Consider the following 15,714-nt stretch of genomic DNA (forward strand, 5'->3'; position numbering starts at 1 on the left):
AGCTCGCGACCGGCACGAGCAGTGTGACCCGGATCCCTGCCCGGTCACCATCGAATTGTCCGGCACGGGCCCTCCCGGCAGATGGCGTCCGCGTGTCGTGTCGCCGAACACGAGGTGCCGAACGCGAGGTGCCGATCCCGCGGAGCGCCGCGCGGGAGGTCCGGCGGACTCCCGGGCCCGAGTGGGATGCTGTGCCCGCGAGCGTCGAGAGCGACGCACGACGCCCGAACGGCGACCCGACGCGATCCGCACAGGAGGACCCGTGTACCTCGAGCAGCTGGAGATCGTCGGCGTGATCGCCGTGCTCGTGATCGTCGCCGCCTCGCTGGCCTCGCGCCGGCTGGGGCTGGCCACGCCGATCCTCCTGGTCCTCATCGGGCTGGGGGTGAGCCTCGTGCCCGGTATGCCGCGGATCGATGTGCCGCCCGAGCTGATCCTCACCGCCGTGCTCCCGCCGCTGCTCTACTCGGCCGCCGTCAACATGCCCGTGGTCGACTTCCGCCGCGACCTGCGCACCATCACCGCGCTCTCCGTCGTCCTGGTGCTCCTCTCCAGCCTCGGCGTCGGACTGTTGCTGTGGTGGATCTTCCCCGACCTGTCGCTCGCCGCCGCGATCGCGGTCGGCGCCGTGGTCAGCCCGCCCGACGCGGTGGCCGCGACCTCCATCGGCAAGCGGCTCGGCCTGCCGCCGCGGCTGCTGACCATCCTCGAGGGGGAGGGGCTCGTCAACGACGCGACCGCCCTCGTGCTCCTGCGCACCGCCGTCGCCGCCACCGCGGGCGCCTTCTCCTTCTGGCAGGCCGCCGCGGATTTCGCCTACGCCGTCGCGATCGCCCTCGTGATCGGCGCCGTGGTGGGCATGCTCGCGGTCCGCATCCGCTCCCGCATCGACCAGCCTGCGCTCACCACCGCGATCTCCTTCGTCGTGCCCTTCGTCGCCTTCCTCCCCGCCGAACTGCTGCACGCCTCAGGGGTGCTGTCCGTGGTGGTCGCCGGCCTCGTCACCGGAGCCGCCGGTGTGCGTCGGCTCAGCGTCCAGGACCGCTCCGCGGAGCGCACGAACTGGACCACCGTGCAGCTCCTGCTGGAGAACGGGGTGTTCCTGCTCATGGGCCTGCAGCTGGTGACCCTCGTCGACGACGTCGCCGACGTCGGCCTGTCCGTCCTCACCGCCGTCTGGGTGGGACTGTTCGTCGTGCTCGCGCTCGCCGTGGTCCGGCTCGCCGTGGTCGTGCCCGTGGTGCACTCGGCACGTCGTCGCCAGGACGAGCACCGCCGCACCGAGGCGAAGATCGGCAGGATCCTCGAGCAGGTCTCGGCCGACGAGCGCCTGCAGCAGCACCCCGCGCTGCCGAAGGCGGAGCGCTGGCTGCGCCGCCGCCGGGCCGACGCCCGCTTCTATGCGGAGAACGGTTTGGGCTGGCGCGGCGGGGCGGTGATCGCCTGGTCCGGGATGCGCGGGGTGGTCACGCTCGCCGCGGCCCAGTCGCTGCCCACCGACTTCCCCTATCGCACCCAGCTGGTGCTCGTCGCCTTCGTGGTCGCGCTCGTCACCCTCGTCGGTCAGGGCGGCACGCTGCCGCTGCTGATCCGCCTGCTCGGCATCCGTGGCAGCGACGCCGAGCGCGAGAGGCGCGAGCTCCAGCTCCTGCTCTCGGAAGTGGGCGAGGCCGCCGTCGCGCAGGTTCTCGACAACCCCTCGCTGCGTCGCCGCGACGGGGGCGAGTTCGCCCCAGAGGTGCTGGACGCCGCCCGGGCCTGGCAGGAGCGCATGCGCCAGGATCCTCCCCGCGAGGAGGACGGCGATCCGGTGCGCGCGCAGATGCCCGAGCTCCTGGCCCTCGTCCAGGAAGCACAGCGGGACGCCCTCGACGAGGCCCGTTCGACCGCCGCCTACGACTCCCATGTGATCGCCCGGGCGCAGAAGCTGCTGGATCAGCGGGCGCTGCGCGGGGACGTGCCGTGACCTGGCCGTCCCGCCCGCGGAGCGGCATGCTGGAGGCATGACGGCATCGCAGGGCCCCCGGCAGCCGCCGCGCGACGGCGGCGAGGAGCGTCGCGCCTCCCTGCTCGAGGACTACCTCGCGTGGCGGCGGCGTGACCTGCCGAACTTCACCGACGAGGAGGCGCGGCTGATCGACACGCTCCTGCGCCTCAAGGACGAACAGCTCGACAGCCCGGATCCGGCGGAGTGGACCGAGGACCTCACCGCGGAGCTGCTCACCCGCGTGGTGCCGCGGCACGTCGTGCAGACGCGAGAGGACTCGATGGATCTGGTCCCTGCTCTCCGGCAGCTCTTCGCGTTCCTGCAGGAGACCGGGGACTGGGGAGACGACTCCCTCAGCCCCGGCGCCGCCTCGCTGCTGCTGGAGAGTCTCGAGTTCGCGACCCTCGAGGCGGCCGATGACCCGACCCGACGCTCCTTCTCCACCAACGTCCTCGGGTACGGGCTCGAGCGCGGGGTGGACCTGGAGGACTCCGAGGAGCTCGCCGCCTACCTGCGCTGGTACGCGACGCGCTCCGACGCCGACCGTGTCGCGCTCGCCGAGCTCGGCTCCCTCGCCCCGATCTCCGCCCCCTACGACCGGGAGGCGGCTCTCGAGGTGCTGCATGCCGAACCGCCCAGCCGTGCCGAGCAGGCGAGCTGGCCCTGGTTCCTCCCGGAGATCGGCGAGGGCCGCTCGAGCGAAGATCCCCTGCTCGAGGAGGACCCCGACCCGGAGCTCTACCGTCGCAACGGTCTGCTGCGCGCGGCGGAGGCGATCCTCGACGTGGTGGGTCCGGGATGCCGGGTCACGGACTCGGGGGCGCTGGGCCGCGCGGAGACGGCTCGCGTGGCCGAGCTGCTCGGTCTCCCCGTCGGCGCCCGCAGCATGTGGCACCGACCGGAGATCGCCGGGGCGTGGGTGGCGCTGCTCGACGGCGGCTGGCTCGCGCTCGGCGCACGCCGGGTCACCGCCCGGGCGGGGCCCGTCCCGTTCCGTCCCTTCGCCGACGAGCCGACGGCCTTCGCCGAGTGGGGGCATGCCGTGCTCACGACGGCACTGCTGGGCCGCCATGCCCGCGCGGGCGGGGAGGGTGGCTTCCGAGGCCTTCCGGAGACCCTCGCCGCGCTGGTCAGCGCGTGCGTCGACGGTGGGGTGGATCTGCCGGTCGCGCAGGTGATCCACGAGGCGGACCGGGAGAGCCTGGGGGACCTGGTGCTCGTGCGCCGGGACCTCGATGATCTGGTGCGCTGCGGCCTGCTCGAGGGGGACGGCTCCCACGTCGAGGGCTCGGCCGCCGTGCTCACGGCGGTGCTGACCCTCCTGGCCGAGCTGCGCGGTCAGATCTGAGGCGGGGCGGGTGCGGTCGCCTGCGCGTTCGTCGCGTCCCTGATCGGCGCGAGCTTCGCCGTGGTGGGAGGGAGGCGATGATCCCGGCGCTGACGGTCGTCGGCGCCCTCGCGATCCTCTCGGCCCCTGAACGTCACGAGCCGACCCGCACGACGGGGCAGGACGGCTCGTGCGGACGGTCGTCGCGGGAGCGGCAGGGCCGGGGAGGCGTCAGCGCACGCCGCGCATGCCCTTCCCGACGGGGCGGGCGATCGCCAGCATGATCAGGCCGATCCCGATCGTCACCGCGCCGAGCACGCCGAAGTAGGCGACCTCGGCATCGGCCGAATAGAAGCCCGCGAGGGAACCGGACAGGGCGGTGCCCAGGGCGACCGCCAGGTTGTACAGCGCCATCATCATCACCGGGTAGGCGCGCGGGGCGAGCTTGGTCGCGAGCGAGAGGCCCACGGGGGAGATCCACAGCTCGCCGAGGGTGGCGACCAGCATGATCATCGCGATCCACAGCACCGGCACCGAGACCACCGAGGACATCGGCAGGAACAGCACGAAGGCGGCGCCCATGAGGGCGATGCCCACGCCGAACTTGGTGGGGGTGGTGGGATTGCGACGGCCGAGCTTCGTCCACAGCGCGGCGAACAGCGGCGCCAGCACGATGATGAAGAACGGGTTGAAGGACTGCACCCACGAGATCGGCATCTCCCAGCCCAGGATCTCCCGGTTCAGCCGCGTGTCCGAGTACAGGGTGATGACGGTGAACTGCTGCTGGAACAGGGCGAAGAAGGCCGCGGTGCCGATGAACAGCGGGATGAACGAGACCACGCGTGAGCGCTCGTCGCCATCGAGCTTCTTCGAGGTGAGCAGCAGGGCGAAGATCGCCACGGCGCCCACCACGGCCAGCACGGAGACGATCGTGGCGAGGTTGCCGGGGTTCACGATCCCCGTCGTCGCCAGGACCACGGCGAGCACGACCGCGACCACGGCGATGCCGGCCCAGAGCGGGTACTGCGAGCGCGGCAGCGGATCGGGGACGCGGTGCACGGAGGCGGGCAGGCCCTTGCGGGTCAGCGCGTACTGGATCAGGCCGATCGCCATGCCCACGGCCGCGGCGCCGAAGCCGAGGTGGAAGCCGAAGGACAGCTGGAGGTAGCCGGTCAGCAGCGGTCCCAGCAGGCCGCCGATGTTGATGCCCATGTAGTAGATCGAGAAGCCCGCGTCGCGGCGCGGGTCATCGACCGCGTACAGCGAGCCGACGAGGGTGGCCGCGGTCGACTTCAGACCGCCCGAGCCGACCGCCACGAGCAGCAGGCCGACCACGAGACCGGGGACCCCCGGGATCACGGCAAGGGAGATGTGGCCCAGCATGATCATCACGGCGGAGCCGAAGAGGGTCTTCTCCGGGCCGAGCAGCCGGTCCGAGACCAGCGCGCCGAGGATCGAGAAGATGTAGACCGAGCCGCCGTAGGCGCCGACGATGCCGAGCGCCGTGGTCTCGTCGATGCCCAGGCCGCCCTGGGTCGCCGAGAAGTACATGTAGATGGCGAGGATGCCCTGCATGCCGTAGAAGCTGAAGCGCTCCCACATCTCGACGCTGAACAGGTTCGCGAGCGGAGCCGGTTGTCCGAGGAAGAGGCGGCCCGAGGGGTTGTGCTCCGTGTCGTCGGAGGGCTCGACGGCGAGGTCGGCGGCTCCGGCGACAGGCGCCGTGGGCTCCGGACGGCCGGGGGATCGGGGGTCTGGTGAATTCACGGGAAGACATCCTGCGCCTTCCTCCGACGCATTGCCAGCGTCGACGCGTCCGTGTGACCGGTCGTTCATCGCTGCAGATGTCAGAAAACTCTGCCGCTCTCCGGCTCAGGACCGGACGGAGAGGGCCGGCGAGAGGTCCGGGGACTCCTGGATCCCGAACTCGCGGCGCAGGGTCCGACGCGCCGCGTGCCAGCCGTTCATCCCGTGCACGCCGGGGCCCGGCGGGGTCGCCGCCGAGCAGAGGTACCAGCCGGAGTCGGCGAGGCGGTACGGGTCCGCGGACGGGGTGGGCCGGGCGATCATGCCCCACATCGTGACCCGTCCCATGGTGATGTCGCCGCCCACGAGGGAGGCGTTGTGGCGGGGCATGTCCGCGGCGCAGATCCCGCGGGAGGCGACGACGACGTCCCGGAACCCGGGGGCGAAGCGCTCGATCTGCGCGGTCACCGCCTCGGTCGGGTCGGTGCGGTCCCCGGCGGGCACGTGGGCGTAGGCCCAGAGCGGCCGCAGCCCGCCGACGATCCGGCTCGGATCCGCGACGGCGGGATCGCTCACCAGGGTCATCGGCCGACGGGGGAGCCGTCCCGCCGCGACCTCGGACTCCGCCGCGGCCATCTCCTCCCGGGACCCGGCGAGATGCTGGGTGCCGGCGCGGCCCACCTCCGGATCGCGCCAGGGGACCGGCCCGGAGAGCACGAAGTCGACCTTCGCCGCGGCGTCCCCGTGGGGGAAGCGGCGCAGCGCCGTCTCGAGCCGACGGGGCAGCCGGTTGGCGAGGATCTCGGCGGCGGCGCCGGCGGTGGTGTCGAGCAGCACCGCGCGCGCCGGCGGGACGTCACGCCAGGTCCGCACGTGGTGGCCGGTGATGATCTCCCCGCCGTGCGCCTCGAGGTCGTCCACGAGCGCGTCGACGATCCGGCCCGAGCCGCCGACGGGGATCGGCCAGCCGACCCCGTGCGCGATCGTGCCCAGCAGCGCCGCGGTGGCGCTGAGCGCGAGGGATGGCATGCGGCCGATCGCGTGCGCGGCGACGCCGCCCAGCAGGGCGCGGGCGCGCTCGGTGCGGAAGGGCAGGTCCCAGGCGGGGCTTCCCTGCAGTCCGAGGAGCGCCCCGAAGAGGGGTGCGGCGCGCAGTCCGCGCGGGGTGAGCAGCTCCGGCGGCAGGGAGCGCTTGTCGCCGAGCGCGAGGGCGACCACCTCGTCCTGATGGGCGGCGAGGGTGCCCATCACGGCACGCCAGGCGGGCCCGTCAGCTCCGAGCCCGGCCGCGGTGCGCTCGACGTCGTGCCAGGCGATCGCCGCCGGGGCATCGTCGAGGGGCTGGGCGTAGGACGCCTCGGGGGAGATGAGCCGCACCCCGCGTGCGGTCACGTCGAAGTCGCGGAAGAAGGGGCTCGCGAGGGCGAGGGGCTGCACCGCGGAGCAGATGTCGTGCACGATCCCGGGCGCGAGGCCCAGGTCGAGGGTGCGCGCTCCGCCGCCGACGGTGTCCTGCGCCTCGAGGACCAGCACCCGCAGCCCGGCCCGGGCCAGGGTCACGGCGGCCGCGAGACCGTTGGGGCCCGATCCGACGACGACGGCATCGACCTCGTGGGTCGCAGAGGGGGTCATGCCCTCACCCTAGAGGTCGACGACTGGACAGGCATTTTCGAAAGCGGGATGTCGCGTAATGTGGGGGATATGGAGACCACCACCGCCCCCGATGCCCCTGCCCGTCGGCCCCAGAAGCGCCAACAGGCCGTGCTCGAGGTGAGGAGCAAGACCCGCCTCTCCCCGCGCCTGCTCCGCATCACCCTCGGCGGTGAGCTGTTCTCCGCCCTGAACCGCAACGAGCAGGCCGACGCCTATGTGAAGCTCCTGCTCCCCGATCCCTCCACCGGCCTGCAGCCCCCCTTCGACCTCGAGCGCCTGCGCGAGGAGAGCCCCGAGCTGTTGCCCTCCCGCCGCACCTACACGGTGCGCCGCTGGCTCGACGACGAGCAGGCCATCGAGCTCGACGTGGTGCTGCACAGCGCCGCGGACGGCCAGGCGGAGGGCGTCGCCTCTTGCTGGGCCGACGCCGCGCAGCCCGGCGACCGCGTGGCCCTGATGGGCGCCGGCGGCGGATACAGCCCGGAGCAGACCACCGCCCGTCACCTCCTGATCGGGGATCATTCCGCCCTCCCGGCCATCGCGGCCTCGCTCGAGGCGATGGACCCCGCCGCCGAGGGCCTCGCCCTCATCCACCTCGACCATGAGGAGGACCGGCTGCGCCTCGAGGCGCCGGCGGGCGTCGAGGTGCGCTGGGTGATCGGGGACCGCGAGCAGCTGCTCGAAGCCGTCACCGCCCTCGACCTCGCCGAGACCGCGGGCCTGCAGGTGTTCTGCCACGCCGAGCGCGGTCTCACCAAGCGCCTACGGCGCGTCCTCGTCGCCGAGCGCGGCGTTCCCCGCGAGCAGATCTCGATCTCCGCGTACTGGGCGCTGGGCCGGGTCGAGGACCAGTTCCAGGCCGAGAAGCGCGAGCCGATCGGCGCCATCGACGACTGAGCCGGTGCGGCGGGTGACCTGAAGGGCCACAGTCCGTCACACGGCTCGCGGCGGCGCCGCCCCCTCCTCGATGCTGGCTGGACCGCATCGACAGGAGGGGGAGCATGAGCACCGCAGCGATCCACGCCGGCTGGCGCGCCGACGACGCCCACGGCGCCGTCGTCCCGCCCGTGTACGCGACCAGCGCGTATGCGCACGAGTCCCACGCCTCACTGCGGGATCTCTTCGCCCGGCGCTGCGACGGCTTCGCCTACTCCCGCTCGGGGAACCCCACCACCGCCGTGCTCGAGCGCCGGATCACCGCGCTCGAGGGCGGGATCGGCGCGATCGCGGTGGCGAGCGGCCAGGCGGCGACCACCATCGCGCTGCTCGCCCTGCTGGAGCCGGGCAGTCACCTCGTCGCGTCCTCGCTCCTCTACGGCGGGACGACGGAGTTCCTCGACGACACCCTCGCGGACCTCGGCGTGACCACCACCGTCGTCGACCCCGCGGATCTCACTGCCCTCGCTGCCGCGATCACCGAGGACACCCGGGCCGTGCTCGTCGAGTCGATCGCGAACCCCGGGGCCCAGCTCGTGGACCTGCCGGCGATCGCCGAGGTCGCCCACGCCCGGGACGTGCCCGTCGTCGTCGACTCGACCTTGGCGAGCCCCGCGCTGTACCGACCCGGCGAGCACGGGGCAGACCTGGTGGTGCACTCGGCCACCAAGTACCTCTCGGGCCACGGCACCACCATCGCGGGCCTGATCGTGGACACCGGTCGCTTCGATCCCCGACGATGTCCCGCCCGCTGGACGCGCCTGACCACGCGCAACCGCCGCTTCGGCGTCACCTTCGCCGACGACTACGAGCGTGGCTGCTCGGGACTGCTCGCCTACGCCCGGGCCAAGTACGTCACCGACCTCGGCGCGACCCTCCCCGCCGCGAGCGCCCAGCAGATCCTCGTCGGCATCGAGACCCTCGGCCTGCGCATGCGCGCGCACAGCACGACGGCCGCGGACCTCGCCGCGCGGCTGCACGGAGAGGACGGCGTCGAGCGCGTCTCGCATCCGACGATCCCCGGTCGTCCGGACGCCCCGCTCGCCCGGCGGGACTTCCCCCGGGGGACCTCGGGGGTGTTCTCCCTCGAGCTGGCCGGCGGGGAGGCCGCCGCGGCCGCCTTCTGCGATGCGCTGGAGCTGTGGACCCTCGCCGTCAACGTCGGCGACGCCCGCTCGCTGGTGTGCCATCCGGGCACCACCACGCACTCCCACCTCACCGAGGCCCAGCGCCTCGCCTGCGGCGTGACGCCCGGAACGGTGCGGCTCAGCGTCGGTCTCGAGGACGTCGAGGACCTCTGGGACGACCTCCGCCGCGGACTTGCCGCCGTCGCGGCCCTGCCCGCCGCCGACGGGGCGACGCCGGTGCCGCAGCCTGCGTGATACCGCTCGCTCCCGGGAACACCCCCGCCACGGCGAGGGTTCTGGGAACCATGGAGGTCAGAGCGGTCGGAGAGGCCAGAGGGGTCGGAGAGGCCAGAGAGGTCGGAGCGGCCAGAGACGTCCAGGTGGTGGTGATCGGCGCCGGGCAGGCCGGTCTCTCCGCGGCTCACCATCTGCGCCGGCGCGGCATCGCCCCGGTCGCGGTGCTGGATGCGGAGGACGGCCCCGGCGGCGCCTGGCGGCATCGCTGGGACAGCCTCACGATGGCGACCGTCAACGGGATCCGCGAGCTGCCGGACATGCCCGTACCCGCCGCGGATCCCGAGGTCCCCGCGAACCGGGCCGTCCCCGAGTACTTCGCCGCCTTCGAGCGGCAGCAGGGGATCGAGGTCGAGCGCCCCGTGCGGGTCACCCGCGTCGAGGACGACCCGTCGGCCGCCCCGGGACCGCAGCGGCCTCTGCTGGTCCACTCCGTCGACCCGGACGGCCGCGCCCGGCCCCTGCTCCGCACCCGCGCCGTACTGAACGCGACCGGCACCTGGACCCGGCCCTTCGTCCCCGCCGTCCCCGGGGCGCGCGACTTCCGGGGCCATCAGCTGCATACCGCGGAGTACGTCGCGGCCGAGCAGTTCGCCGGGCTGCGGGTCGCGGTGGTGGGCGGCGGGATCAGCGCGCTGGGCCATCTGCAGGAGATCTCCGAGGTGGGGGAGACGTTCTGGTACACGCGGCGGGAGCCCGAGTTCCGCGACCGCGAGTTCACCGAGGAGGCCGGTCGCGAGGCCGTCGCCGGGGTCTGGGACGCCGTCCGGGAGGGGCGGCCCGTCGGCAGCGTCGTCTCCCACACCGGGCTGATCTGGACGCCCGCACTGCGCCGCGCTGCCGAGCGCGGGATCCTCGCGCGGCGGCCGATGTTCGCGCGGATCCTGCCGGACGGGGTGCTCGAGGCCGACGGTCGCCGTACCGCGCTGGACGTGATCCTCTGGGCGACCGGGTTCCGGCACGAGCTGCGCCACCTGCGACCGCTGCACCTGACCGGCCCGCTCGGCGGCATCGCCATGGACGGCACGGCTGTCGCCGCGGATCCGCGCATCCACCTCGTCGGCCACGGGCCCGGCGCGTCGACGATCGGCGCCAACCGCGCCGGTCGTGCCGCAGTGAATCGTCTGGTGAGGGACCTCGACCGGGAGCTCGTCCGCGTCTAGGGTGTGCGCCATGGACGCTGCCGCCCCGTTGCCCCCGTTGCCCGAGGACGGGGTGCGCCGCGTGCTCTGCGTGGTCGCGCATCCCGACGACATGGAGTACGGCGCCTCCGCCGCCGTCGCCGCCTGGACCCGGGCCGGGATCGAGGTGAGCTACCTGCTGCTGACCCGCGGCGAGGCCGGAATGGCCGAGCCACCGGAGATCGTCGGCCCGCTGCGCGAGCGCGAGCAGCGCAGCGCCTGCGGGCGCGTCGGCGTCACGGACCTGCGGTATCTCGATCACCCCGACGGGATGCTCGAGGGCACGCTCGCACTGCGCCGGGACATCGCCCGGGTGATCCGCCAGGTGCGACCCGACCTCGTGCTCACCGCGAACTTCGAGGTCGAGGCCTACGGCGGGCTGAACCAGGCCGACCACCGCATCGCGGGGCTCGCCGCCGTCGACGCCTGCCGCGACGCCGCGAACCCGTGGGTGTTCCGCGAGCTCGCCGAGCAGGAGCAGCTCGCCCCGTGGACGGCGCGGGCGATCCTCGTCGTCGGGCACCCCGAGCCCACCCACGCCCGGCCCGTCGGCCCCGACCACGTCGATGCCGCGGTCGCCTCTCTGCAGGCGCATGCGGCCTATCTCGCCCACGTCACCGGTCATCCGGCGCCCGAGGTGTTCCTCCCCGAGAACCTCGCCCAGGGCGGGGTCGCCGCGGGCACCGGGCACGCCGTCGTGCTGCGGGTCTTCGACCTGGGGGGCCTCGGCGGCGAGGAGTGAGCGGGGACCCGGGACCGGTGCGGCGGTCCCGGCGGGGCGAGCACCTGCCGTGATCACCCGGCCCGGCGGATCCGCTCTGCATAGTCGTCGAGCACGGCGAGGATCCCGCGGTGCTGCCAGACGCGGTTGCGGGACCGACCTGTCGTCTCCTGCAGCACCCGGAGGCGGTGAGCTGGTCGAGGGCCCGCTGCACGGACATCGCGGGAGCGTCCAGCTCGCGGCGCAGATGCGCCGCGTTCACGATCAGTTGCCCGACGAGAAGCGGCAGGACCCTCCAGGCCAGCGCCGAGCGGACTCGCGCCGCCGCGTCCGATCCGGACCAGCTGCTCGCCGAGTCAGCCCGCCTCGGGGGAGGGGCGAGCCGTTCGTCGGCGCCGCGCCCGACCGGATCAGTCCTGCGCCGCGGTCTCGAGCCGCTCGAGCTCCTGCGCCGCGATCTCCGGATCGAGCTTCACGAAGATCGGCGTCGGCTTCACGACCGTCTGCCCGACGACCACGGGACGATGCTCCCAGGCGGGGGCGCCGGTGTAGTCGCCGGTGATGATCGGGTACCCGGGGCCGCCGTCGAGATCCTCGACCTCGTCGATCCGCGGCATCGGGGCGATCACCCGGTCGCCGCCCAGCGCCCTCTCCACGGCGTTCGCCGAGGAGGGGAGGAACGGGGAGATCATCGTGTTGAGGTCGGTGACCGCCTGGGCCAGCACGTGCAGGACCGTGAGCAGGCGCGGACGCTGCTCCTCGGCCTTGAGCTTGAACGGCTCGGTCTCGGAGACGTAGCGGTTGGCCTCGCCGACCAGCCGCATGACCTCCGCGATCGCGGCCCGCTGACGGTGGGCCTCGATGAGCCCGCCGACGGTGGTGAAGCCCTCGCGGATCGCCCCGAGCAGCGTCTCGTCGATCTCCTCGAGCTCACCCGCGGCGGGGATCTCGCCGACGTTCTTGGCGATCATCGCCGCGGTGCGGTTGACCAGGTTGCCCCAGCCGGCCACGAGCTCGTTGTTGGTGCGCGCGACGAACTCCGTCCAGGTGAAGTCCGCATCCTGGTTCTCCGGGCCCGCGGCCGAGATGAAGTAGCGCAGCGCGTCGGCCTGGTAGCGGTCCAGGACGTCGCGCACGTAGATGACCACGTTCTTGGAGGAGGAGAACTTGCGCCCCTCCATGGTGAGGAACTCGGAGGAGACGACCTCGGTGGGGAGGTTCAGCACGCCGAAGCCGCCGGGCTCGCCCCCCTTGTCCCCCTGGCCGTTCTGCGCCAGCATCTCCGCCGGCCAGATCTGCGAGTGGAAGACGATGTTGTCCTTGCCCATGAAGTAGTAGCTGAGCGCCTCGGGATCGTTCCACCACTTCCGCCACGCCTCGGCATCGCCGTTGCGCCGCGCCCACTCGACCGAGGCCGAGAGGTAGCCGATCACCGCGTCGAACCAGACGTAGAGGCGCTTGGTGGGCTGGTCCTCCCAGCCGGGCACCGGGATGCCCCAGTCGATGTCGCGGGTCATCGCGCGGGGCTTGATGTCCTCGAGGATGTTCTGGCTGAAGCGGATCACGTTCGGGCGCCACAGCCCGGTCGCCTCGCGCTCGTCGAGCCAGCGACCCAGCTCCGCGGCGAGCGCGGGAAGGTCGAGGTACCAGTGGGTGGTCTCGACGAACTCCGGCGTCTCGCCGTTGATGCGGGAGACCGGATCGATCAGATCGGTGGGGTCGAGCTGGTTGCCGCAGGCGTCGCACTGGTCGCCGCGCGCCCCGGGGGTCTTGCAGATCGGGCAGGTGCCCTCGATGTAGCGGTCCGGGAGGGTGCGGCCGGTCGACGGGGAGATCGCGCCGTGGCCGGTCCTCTCGATCATGTAGCCGTTGTCGCGCACGGTCACGAACATGTCCTGCACCACCTGGTAGTGGTTGCGGGTCGTGGTGCGGGTGAAGAGGTCGTAGCTGAGCCCGAGCGCGACGAGGTCCTCGACGATGAGGCGGTTGTTGCGATCGGCGAGCTCCCGGGCGGTGAGGCCCTCCTCGTCGGCCTTCACGAGGATCGGCGTGCCGTGCTCGTCGGTGCCGGAGACCATGAGCACGTCGTGGCCGGCCATGCGCATGTACCGCGAGAAGACGTCGGAGGGGACGCCGAAGCCGGCGACATGGCCGATGTGGCGGGGACCGTTGGCGTACGGCCAGGCGACCGCGGACAGGACTGTGCTCATGGGGATCGATTCTAGGGGAGGCGGGGCCCGGTGCGGCTCGCGTCCTCCGGGCGGTGCAGCACCGCGTGCCATCCGCACGCCCTCGCGCCCTCGATGTGACGCGGCGAGTCGTCCAGGAGGGCGATCCGCTTCGGCGGCACCTGCTCCCCGAGCACCTCCTCGATCCGCCGACGGGCCCGGGCGAACGCCTCGGGGTCCGGCTTGGCCGCGCCGAGGTCCGCCGTGTTGAGCAGGAGCCTCCGGTCGTCCCCGACGACGTCCCCGAGCCCGAGCTCGGCGAGCTCCTCGGGGACGCGGTCGGTGCCGTTGGTGAGGACGAGGACCGCGGTGCCGGACGCCCGCAGCGCGAGCAGCGCGGAGCGGACGCGCTCGTCGACGACCGCGGTGGTCGCGGCCCATCGGTCCACGGCGGCGCGGGCGAGGTCGGGACGGCTCCCCGCCGCCACCAGCCGCTCCGCCGCGAGCTCGCGCCAGCGGGCGTGGGTGCCGCGGCCCCGCACCACCTCGTCGAGGTAGGGGTGCCCGAGGATCGCGGAGTAGCTCGATCCGCCGGCAGTGCCCGTCAACGCGTCGAGCTCGGCCCACAGCGTGGGGTCGAAGACGCGCAGCACGCCGTCCAGGTCCGAGACCACGACGCGGATCCGCGCGGTGGTCACGAGCTCGCGGAGGACGTCGACGGAGTCGTGGGGCACGGCACCATCGTAGGGAGCGGCCCCCGGGCGCGGGCCTCCTCGGGAGCTCCCCGCCATCTCCTCGGAATCCTCCCGACTCCCCGCGGGAACCTGCGCACCGCCTGCGGAGACTGGTGACATGAGCCCGCAGCGCCCGCCCTTCACGCCGCTCGAGGAGCACCTCGACCGGTGGGCGCAGCGTCGCGCCGCCGCACTCACCGGTGCCGCCGGGGCGGGACGCCGAGCCCTCGTGGAGGCGCTCGTGTTCGGGCTCAAGCAGTCCTGGGCGTGCGTGTTCGGCGCCGCGATGCTGCTGCTCCTGGTCGCCGCGCGCACGCTGTATCCCGAGGACGCTGCGATCCCGCGAGCCGACGTCCTCGTCGTCGCAGCTCTCTCGCTGCAGGTCGCCATGCTGGCGCTGCGCCTCGAGAGTCTCCGCGAGATGGGGGTGATCGCTGTCTTCCACGTCGTGGGCACCGTGATGGAGCTGTTCAAGACCTCCGTCGGATCGTGGCAGTACGAGGCCGACGGGATCCTCCGGATCGGCGAGGTGCCGCTCTACACCGGGTTCATGTACGCCGCCGTCGGCTCCTACATGGTGCGCGTGATGCGCCTGTTCGACCTGCGCTTCACCCGCTATCCGCCGCTCTGGGCGACCGTCCTGCTCGGCGCGGCGATCTACGGGAACTTCTTCACCCACCACTACCTGCCCGACGCCCGCTGGATGCTCCTCGGGGGCGTGGTCGTCCTGTACGGCAGCTGCCTGATGACCTTCCGGGTGCACCAGCGGGCGCCCTGGCGGCGCCTGCCCGTCCTCGGCGCCTTCCTCGGCGTGGCGTCGCTGCTGTGGATCGCCGAGAACGTCGGCACCGCGGCCGGTGCCTGGATCTACCCGCATCAGCAGGAGGGCTGGCACCTGGTGCCGCTCTCGAAGCTGGTCTCCTGGCTGCTGCTGATGATGGTGTCGGTGGTCCTGGTGACGCTCGTCCACCGACCGCGGGGACCCGAGGGGACTCAGTGATGCATGCCGGTGCGGCCGAGCGTCGTCTCGGCCGTCGCACCGGGACGCGTCCACTGCGCGGCGGGCCGACCCGTCGGCCCCCAGGTGGAGGCGCCGTCGGCGTCGAGGCGCCAGAACCACCCGGGGTCGTTCTCCACGACGCGTCCCGGCGGCATGTCCTGCCAGGCCTCGCGGCGACCGAAGGCGGTCAGGTCGAGCAGGCCGAGGGCCGGATCGGCGACCTCCGTGCCGCGCCCGGTGATGGCATAGGTGAGGAACACCCGCTCACCGTCGCGCAGGTAGCACTGCAGGTTGCCCATGTCCCCGCCGATCGGCTCCGGAGCGTCCCGCACCGAGAACCACGGCTCGGTGTAGCCCATGAAGGCGACGAAGGGCTCCACCTCCTCCCACGTGCCCGTGGTGAGGACCGCGAAGGAGACCCCGGCGGCGCGCAGATAGGCGGAATCCTGCAGGTGCCAGGCCGTAAGGGTGCAGCCCTCGCACTGCCCCTGGTGCGGGGCGCCGTCCCACCACATGTGCTGGTAGACCAGGAGTTCTTCGCGGCCGTCGAACAGGGAGCGGAAGGGCACCGGGCCGTTCGGGCCGACGACGGTCGCGTCGCCGTCGACCTCGAGCATCGGCATGCGGCGGCGCTTCGCCGCGAGCGCATCCCCCGCCCGGGTGTGCGCCTTCTCCTCAACCAGGAGCTGGGCGCGCGCCGCCTCCCAGGTCTCGCGGTCCACCACCTCGGGGAGGCCCGGCGCGGAAGGACGCGACGGGGCGGGAACAGGATCGGACGAGGACATGTCGCCTCCCAGGGCTCGTGCGTCGGACGACGGTGCCCGGCGCTCGTGCCGAGTC

Annotated in this window: 12 protein-coding genes; 7 read left to right on the forward strand and 5 right to left on the reverse strand. The window is 73.0% G+C overall.

Features of this window, described 5'->3' with window-relative positions; genetic code table 11:
• Positions 1 to 262: 262 nt before the first annotated feature.
• Positions 263 to 1,966, forward strand: coding sequence for a cation:proton antiporter (locus tag ACZCAH_RS01810; protein ID WP_464339442.1), 1,704 nt, complete (start codon positions 263 to 265; stop codon positions 1,964 to 1,966).
• Positions 1,967 to 2,003: 37 nt separating this feature from the next.
• Positions 2,004 to 3,335, forward strand: coding sequence for a hypothetical protein (locus ACZCAH_RS01815; RefSeq protein WP_464339443.1), 1,332 nt, complete (start codon positions 2,004 to 2,006; stop codon positions 3,333 to 3,335).
• Between the two features lie 210 nt (positions 3,336 to 3,545).
• Here the strand turns inward: ACZCAH_RS01815 and ACZCAH_RS01820 are convergent, their stop codons facing one another.
• Both ACZCAH_RS01820 and ACZCAH_RS01825 read right to left on the reverse strand, forming a co-directional pair.
• Positions 3,546 to 5,081 carry a peptide MFS transporter gene (locus tag ACZCAH_RS01820; protein ID WP_464339444.1) on the reverse strand — a complete coding sequence of 512 codons (1,536 nt, stop codon included), beginning with the start codon at positions 5,079 to 5,081 and terminating at the stop codon, positions 3,546 to 3,548.
• A 105-nt stretch (positions 5,082 to 5,186) separates the two neighbouring features.
• Positions 5,187 to 6,692 (reverse strand): phytoene desaturase family protein, encoded by a 1,506-nt coding sequence (locus ACZCAH_RS01825; protein WP_464339445.1) that lies wholly within the window; start codon positions 6,690 to 6,692, stop codon positions 5,187 to 5,189.
• Between the two features lie 69 nt (positions 6,693 to 6,761).
• Between ACZCAH_RS01825 and ACZCAH_RS01830 the strand changes: the two genes are divergently transcribed.
• From ACZCAH_RS01830 to ACZCAH_RS01845, 4 genes are all read left to right on the forward strand, one after another.
• Positions 6,762 to 7,610: a siderophore-interacting protein gene (locus tag ACZCAH_RS01830; RefSeq protein WP_464339446.1), complete on the forward strand. Its 849-nt coding sequence runs from the start codon at positions 6,762 to 6,764 to the stop codon at positions 7,608 to 7,610.
• Between the two features lie 104 nt (positions 7,611 to 7,714).
• Positions 7,715 to 9,031, forward strand: coding sequence for an O-acetylhomoserine aminocarboxypropyltransferase/cysteine synthase family protein (locus ACZCAH_RS01835; protein ID WP_464339447.1), 1,317 nt, complete (start codon positions 7,715 to 7,717; stop codon positions 9,029 to 9,031).
• Positions 9,032 to 9,162: 131 nt separating this feature from the next.
• Complete coding sequence (locus ACZCAH_RS01840; RefSeq protein WP_464339448.1) at positions 9,163 to 10,233, forward strand: FAD-dependent oxidoreductase; 1,071 nt, start codon at positions 9,163 to 9,165, stop codon at positions 10,231 to 10,233.
• Positions 10,234 to 10,243: 10 nt separating this feature from the next.
• Complete coding sequence (locus ACZCAH_RS01845) at positions 10,244 to 10,993, forward strand: PIG-L deacetylase family protein (RefSeq protein ID WP_464339449.1); 750 nt, start codon at positions 10,244 to 10,246, stop codon at positions 10,991 to 10,993.
• 389 nt (positions 10,994 to 11,382) lie between these two features.
• Here ACZCAH_RS01845 and metG read toward each other — a convergent pair whose 3' ends face one another.
• Both metG and ACZCAH_RS01855 read right to left on the reverse strand, forming a co-directional pair.
• Positions 11,383 to 13,182 (reverse strand): methionine--tRNA ligase, encoded by a 1,800-nt coding sequence (gene metG / locus ACZCAH_RS01850; RefSeq protein WP_464339450.1) that lies wholly within the window; start codon positions 13,180 to 13,182, stop codon positions 11,383 to 11,385.
• An 11-nt stretch (positions 13,183 to 13,193) separates the two neighbouring features.
• A complete protein-coding gene (locus ACZCAH_RS01855; RefSeq protein ID WP_464339451.1) occupies positions 13,194 to 13,874 on the reverse strand; it encodes an HAD-IA family hydrolase in 681 nt (226 codons plus the stop codon).
• 118 nt (positions 13,875 to 13,992) lie between these two features.
• Here ACZCAH_RS01855 and ACZCAH_RS01860 point away from each other — a divergent pair, with 118 nt between their 5' ends.
• Positions 13,993 to 14,874 carry a DUF817 domain-containing protein gene (locus ACZCAH_RS01860; protein WP_464339452.1) on the forward strand — a complete coding sequence of 294 codons (882 nt, stop codon included), beginning with the start codon at positions 13,993 to 13,995 and terminating at the stop codon, positions 14,872 to 14,874.
• Here ACZCAH_RS01860 and ACZCAH_RS01865 read toward each other — a convergent pair.
• Positions 14,868 to 15,659, reverse strand: a complete 792-nt coding sequence (locus ACZCAH_RS01865; RefSeq protein ID WP_464339453.1) for a DUF899 family protein — start codon at positions 15,657 to 15,659, stop codon at positions 14,868 to 14,870. The genes ACZCAH_RS01860 and ACZCAH_RS01865 overlap by 7 nt on opposite strands.
• Positions 15,660 to 15,714: the final 55 nt, after the last annotated feature.

It is taken from the genome of Brachybacterium sp. B718/18, from assembly GCF_055454375.1.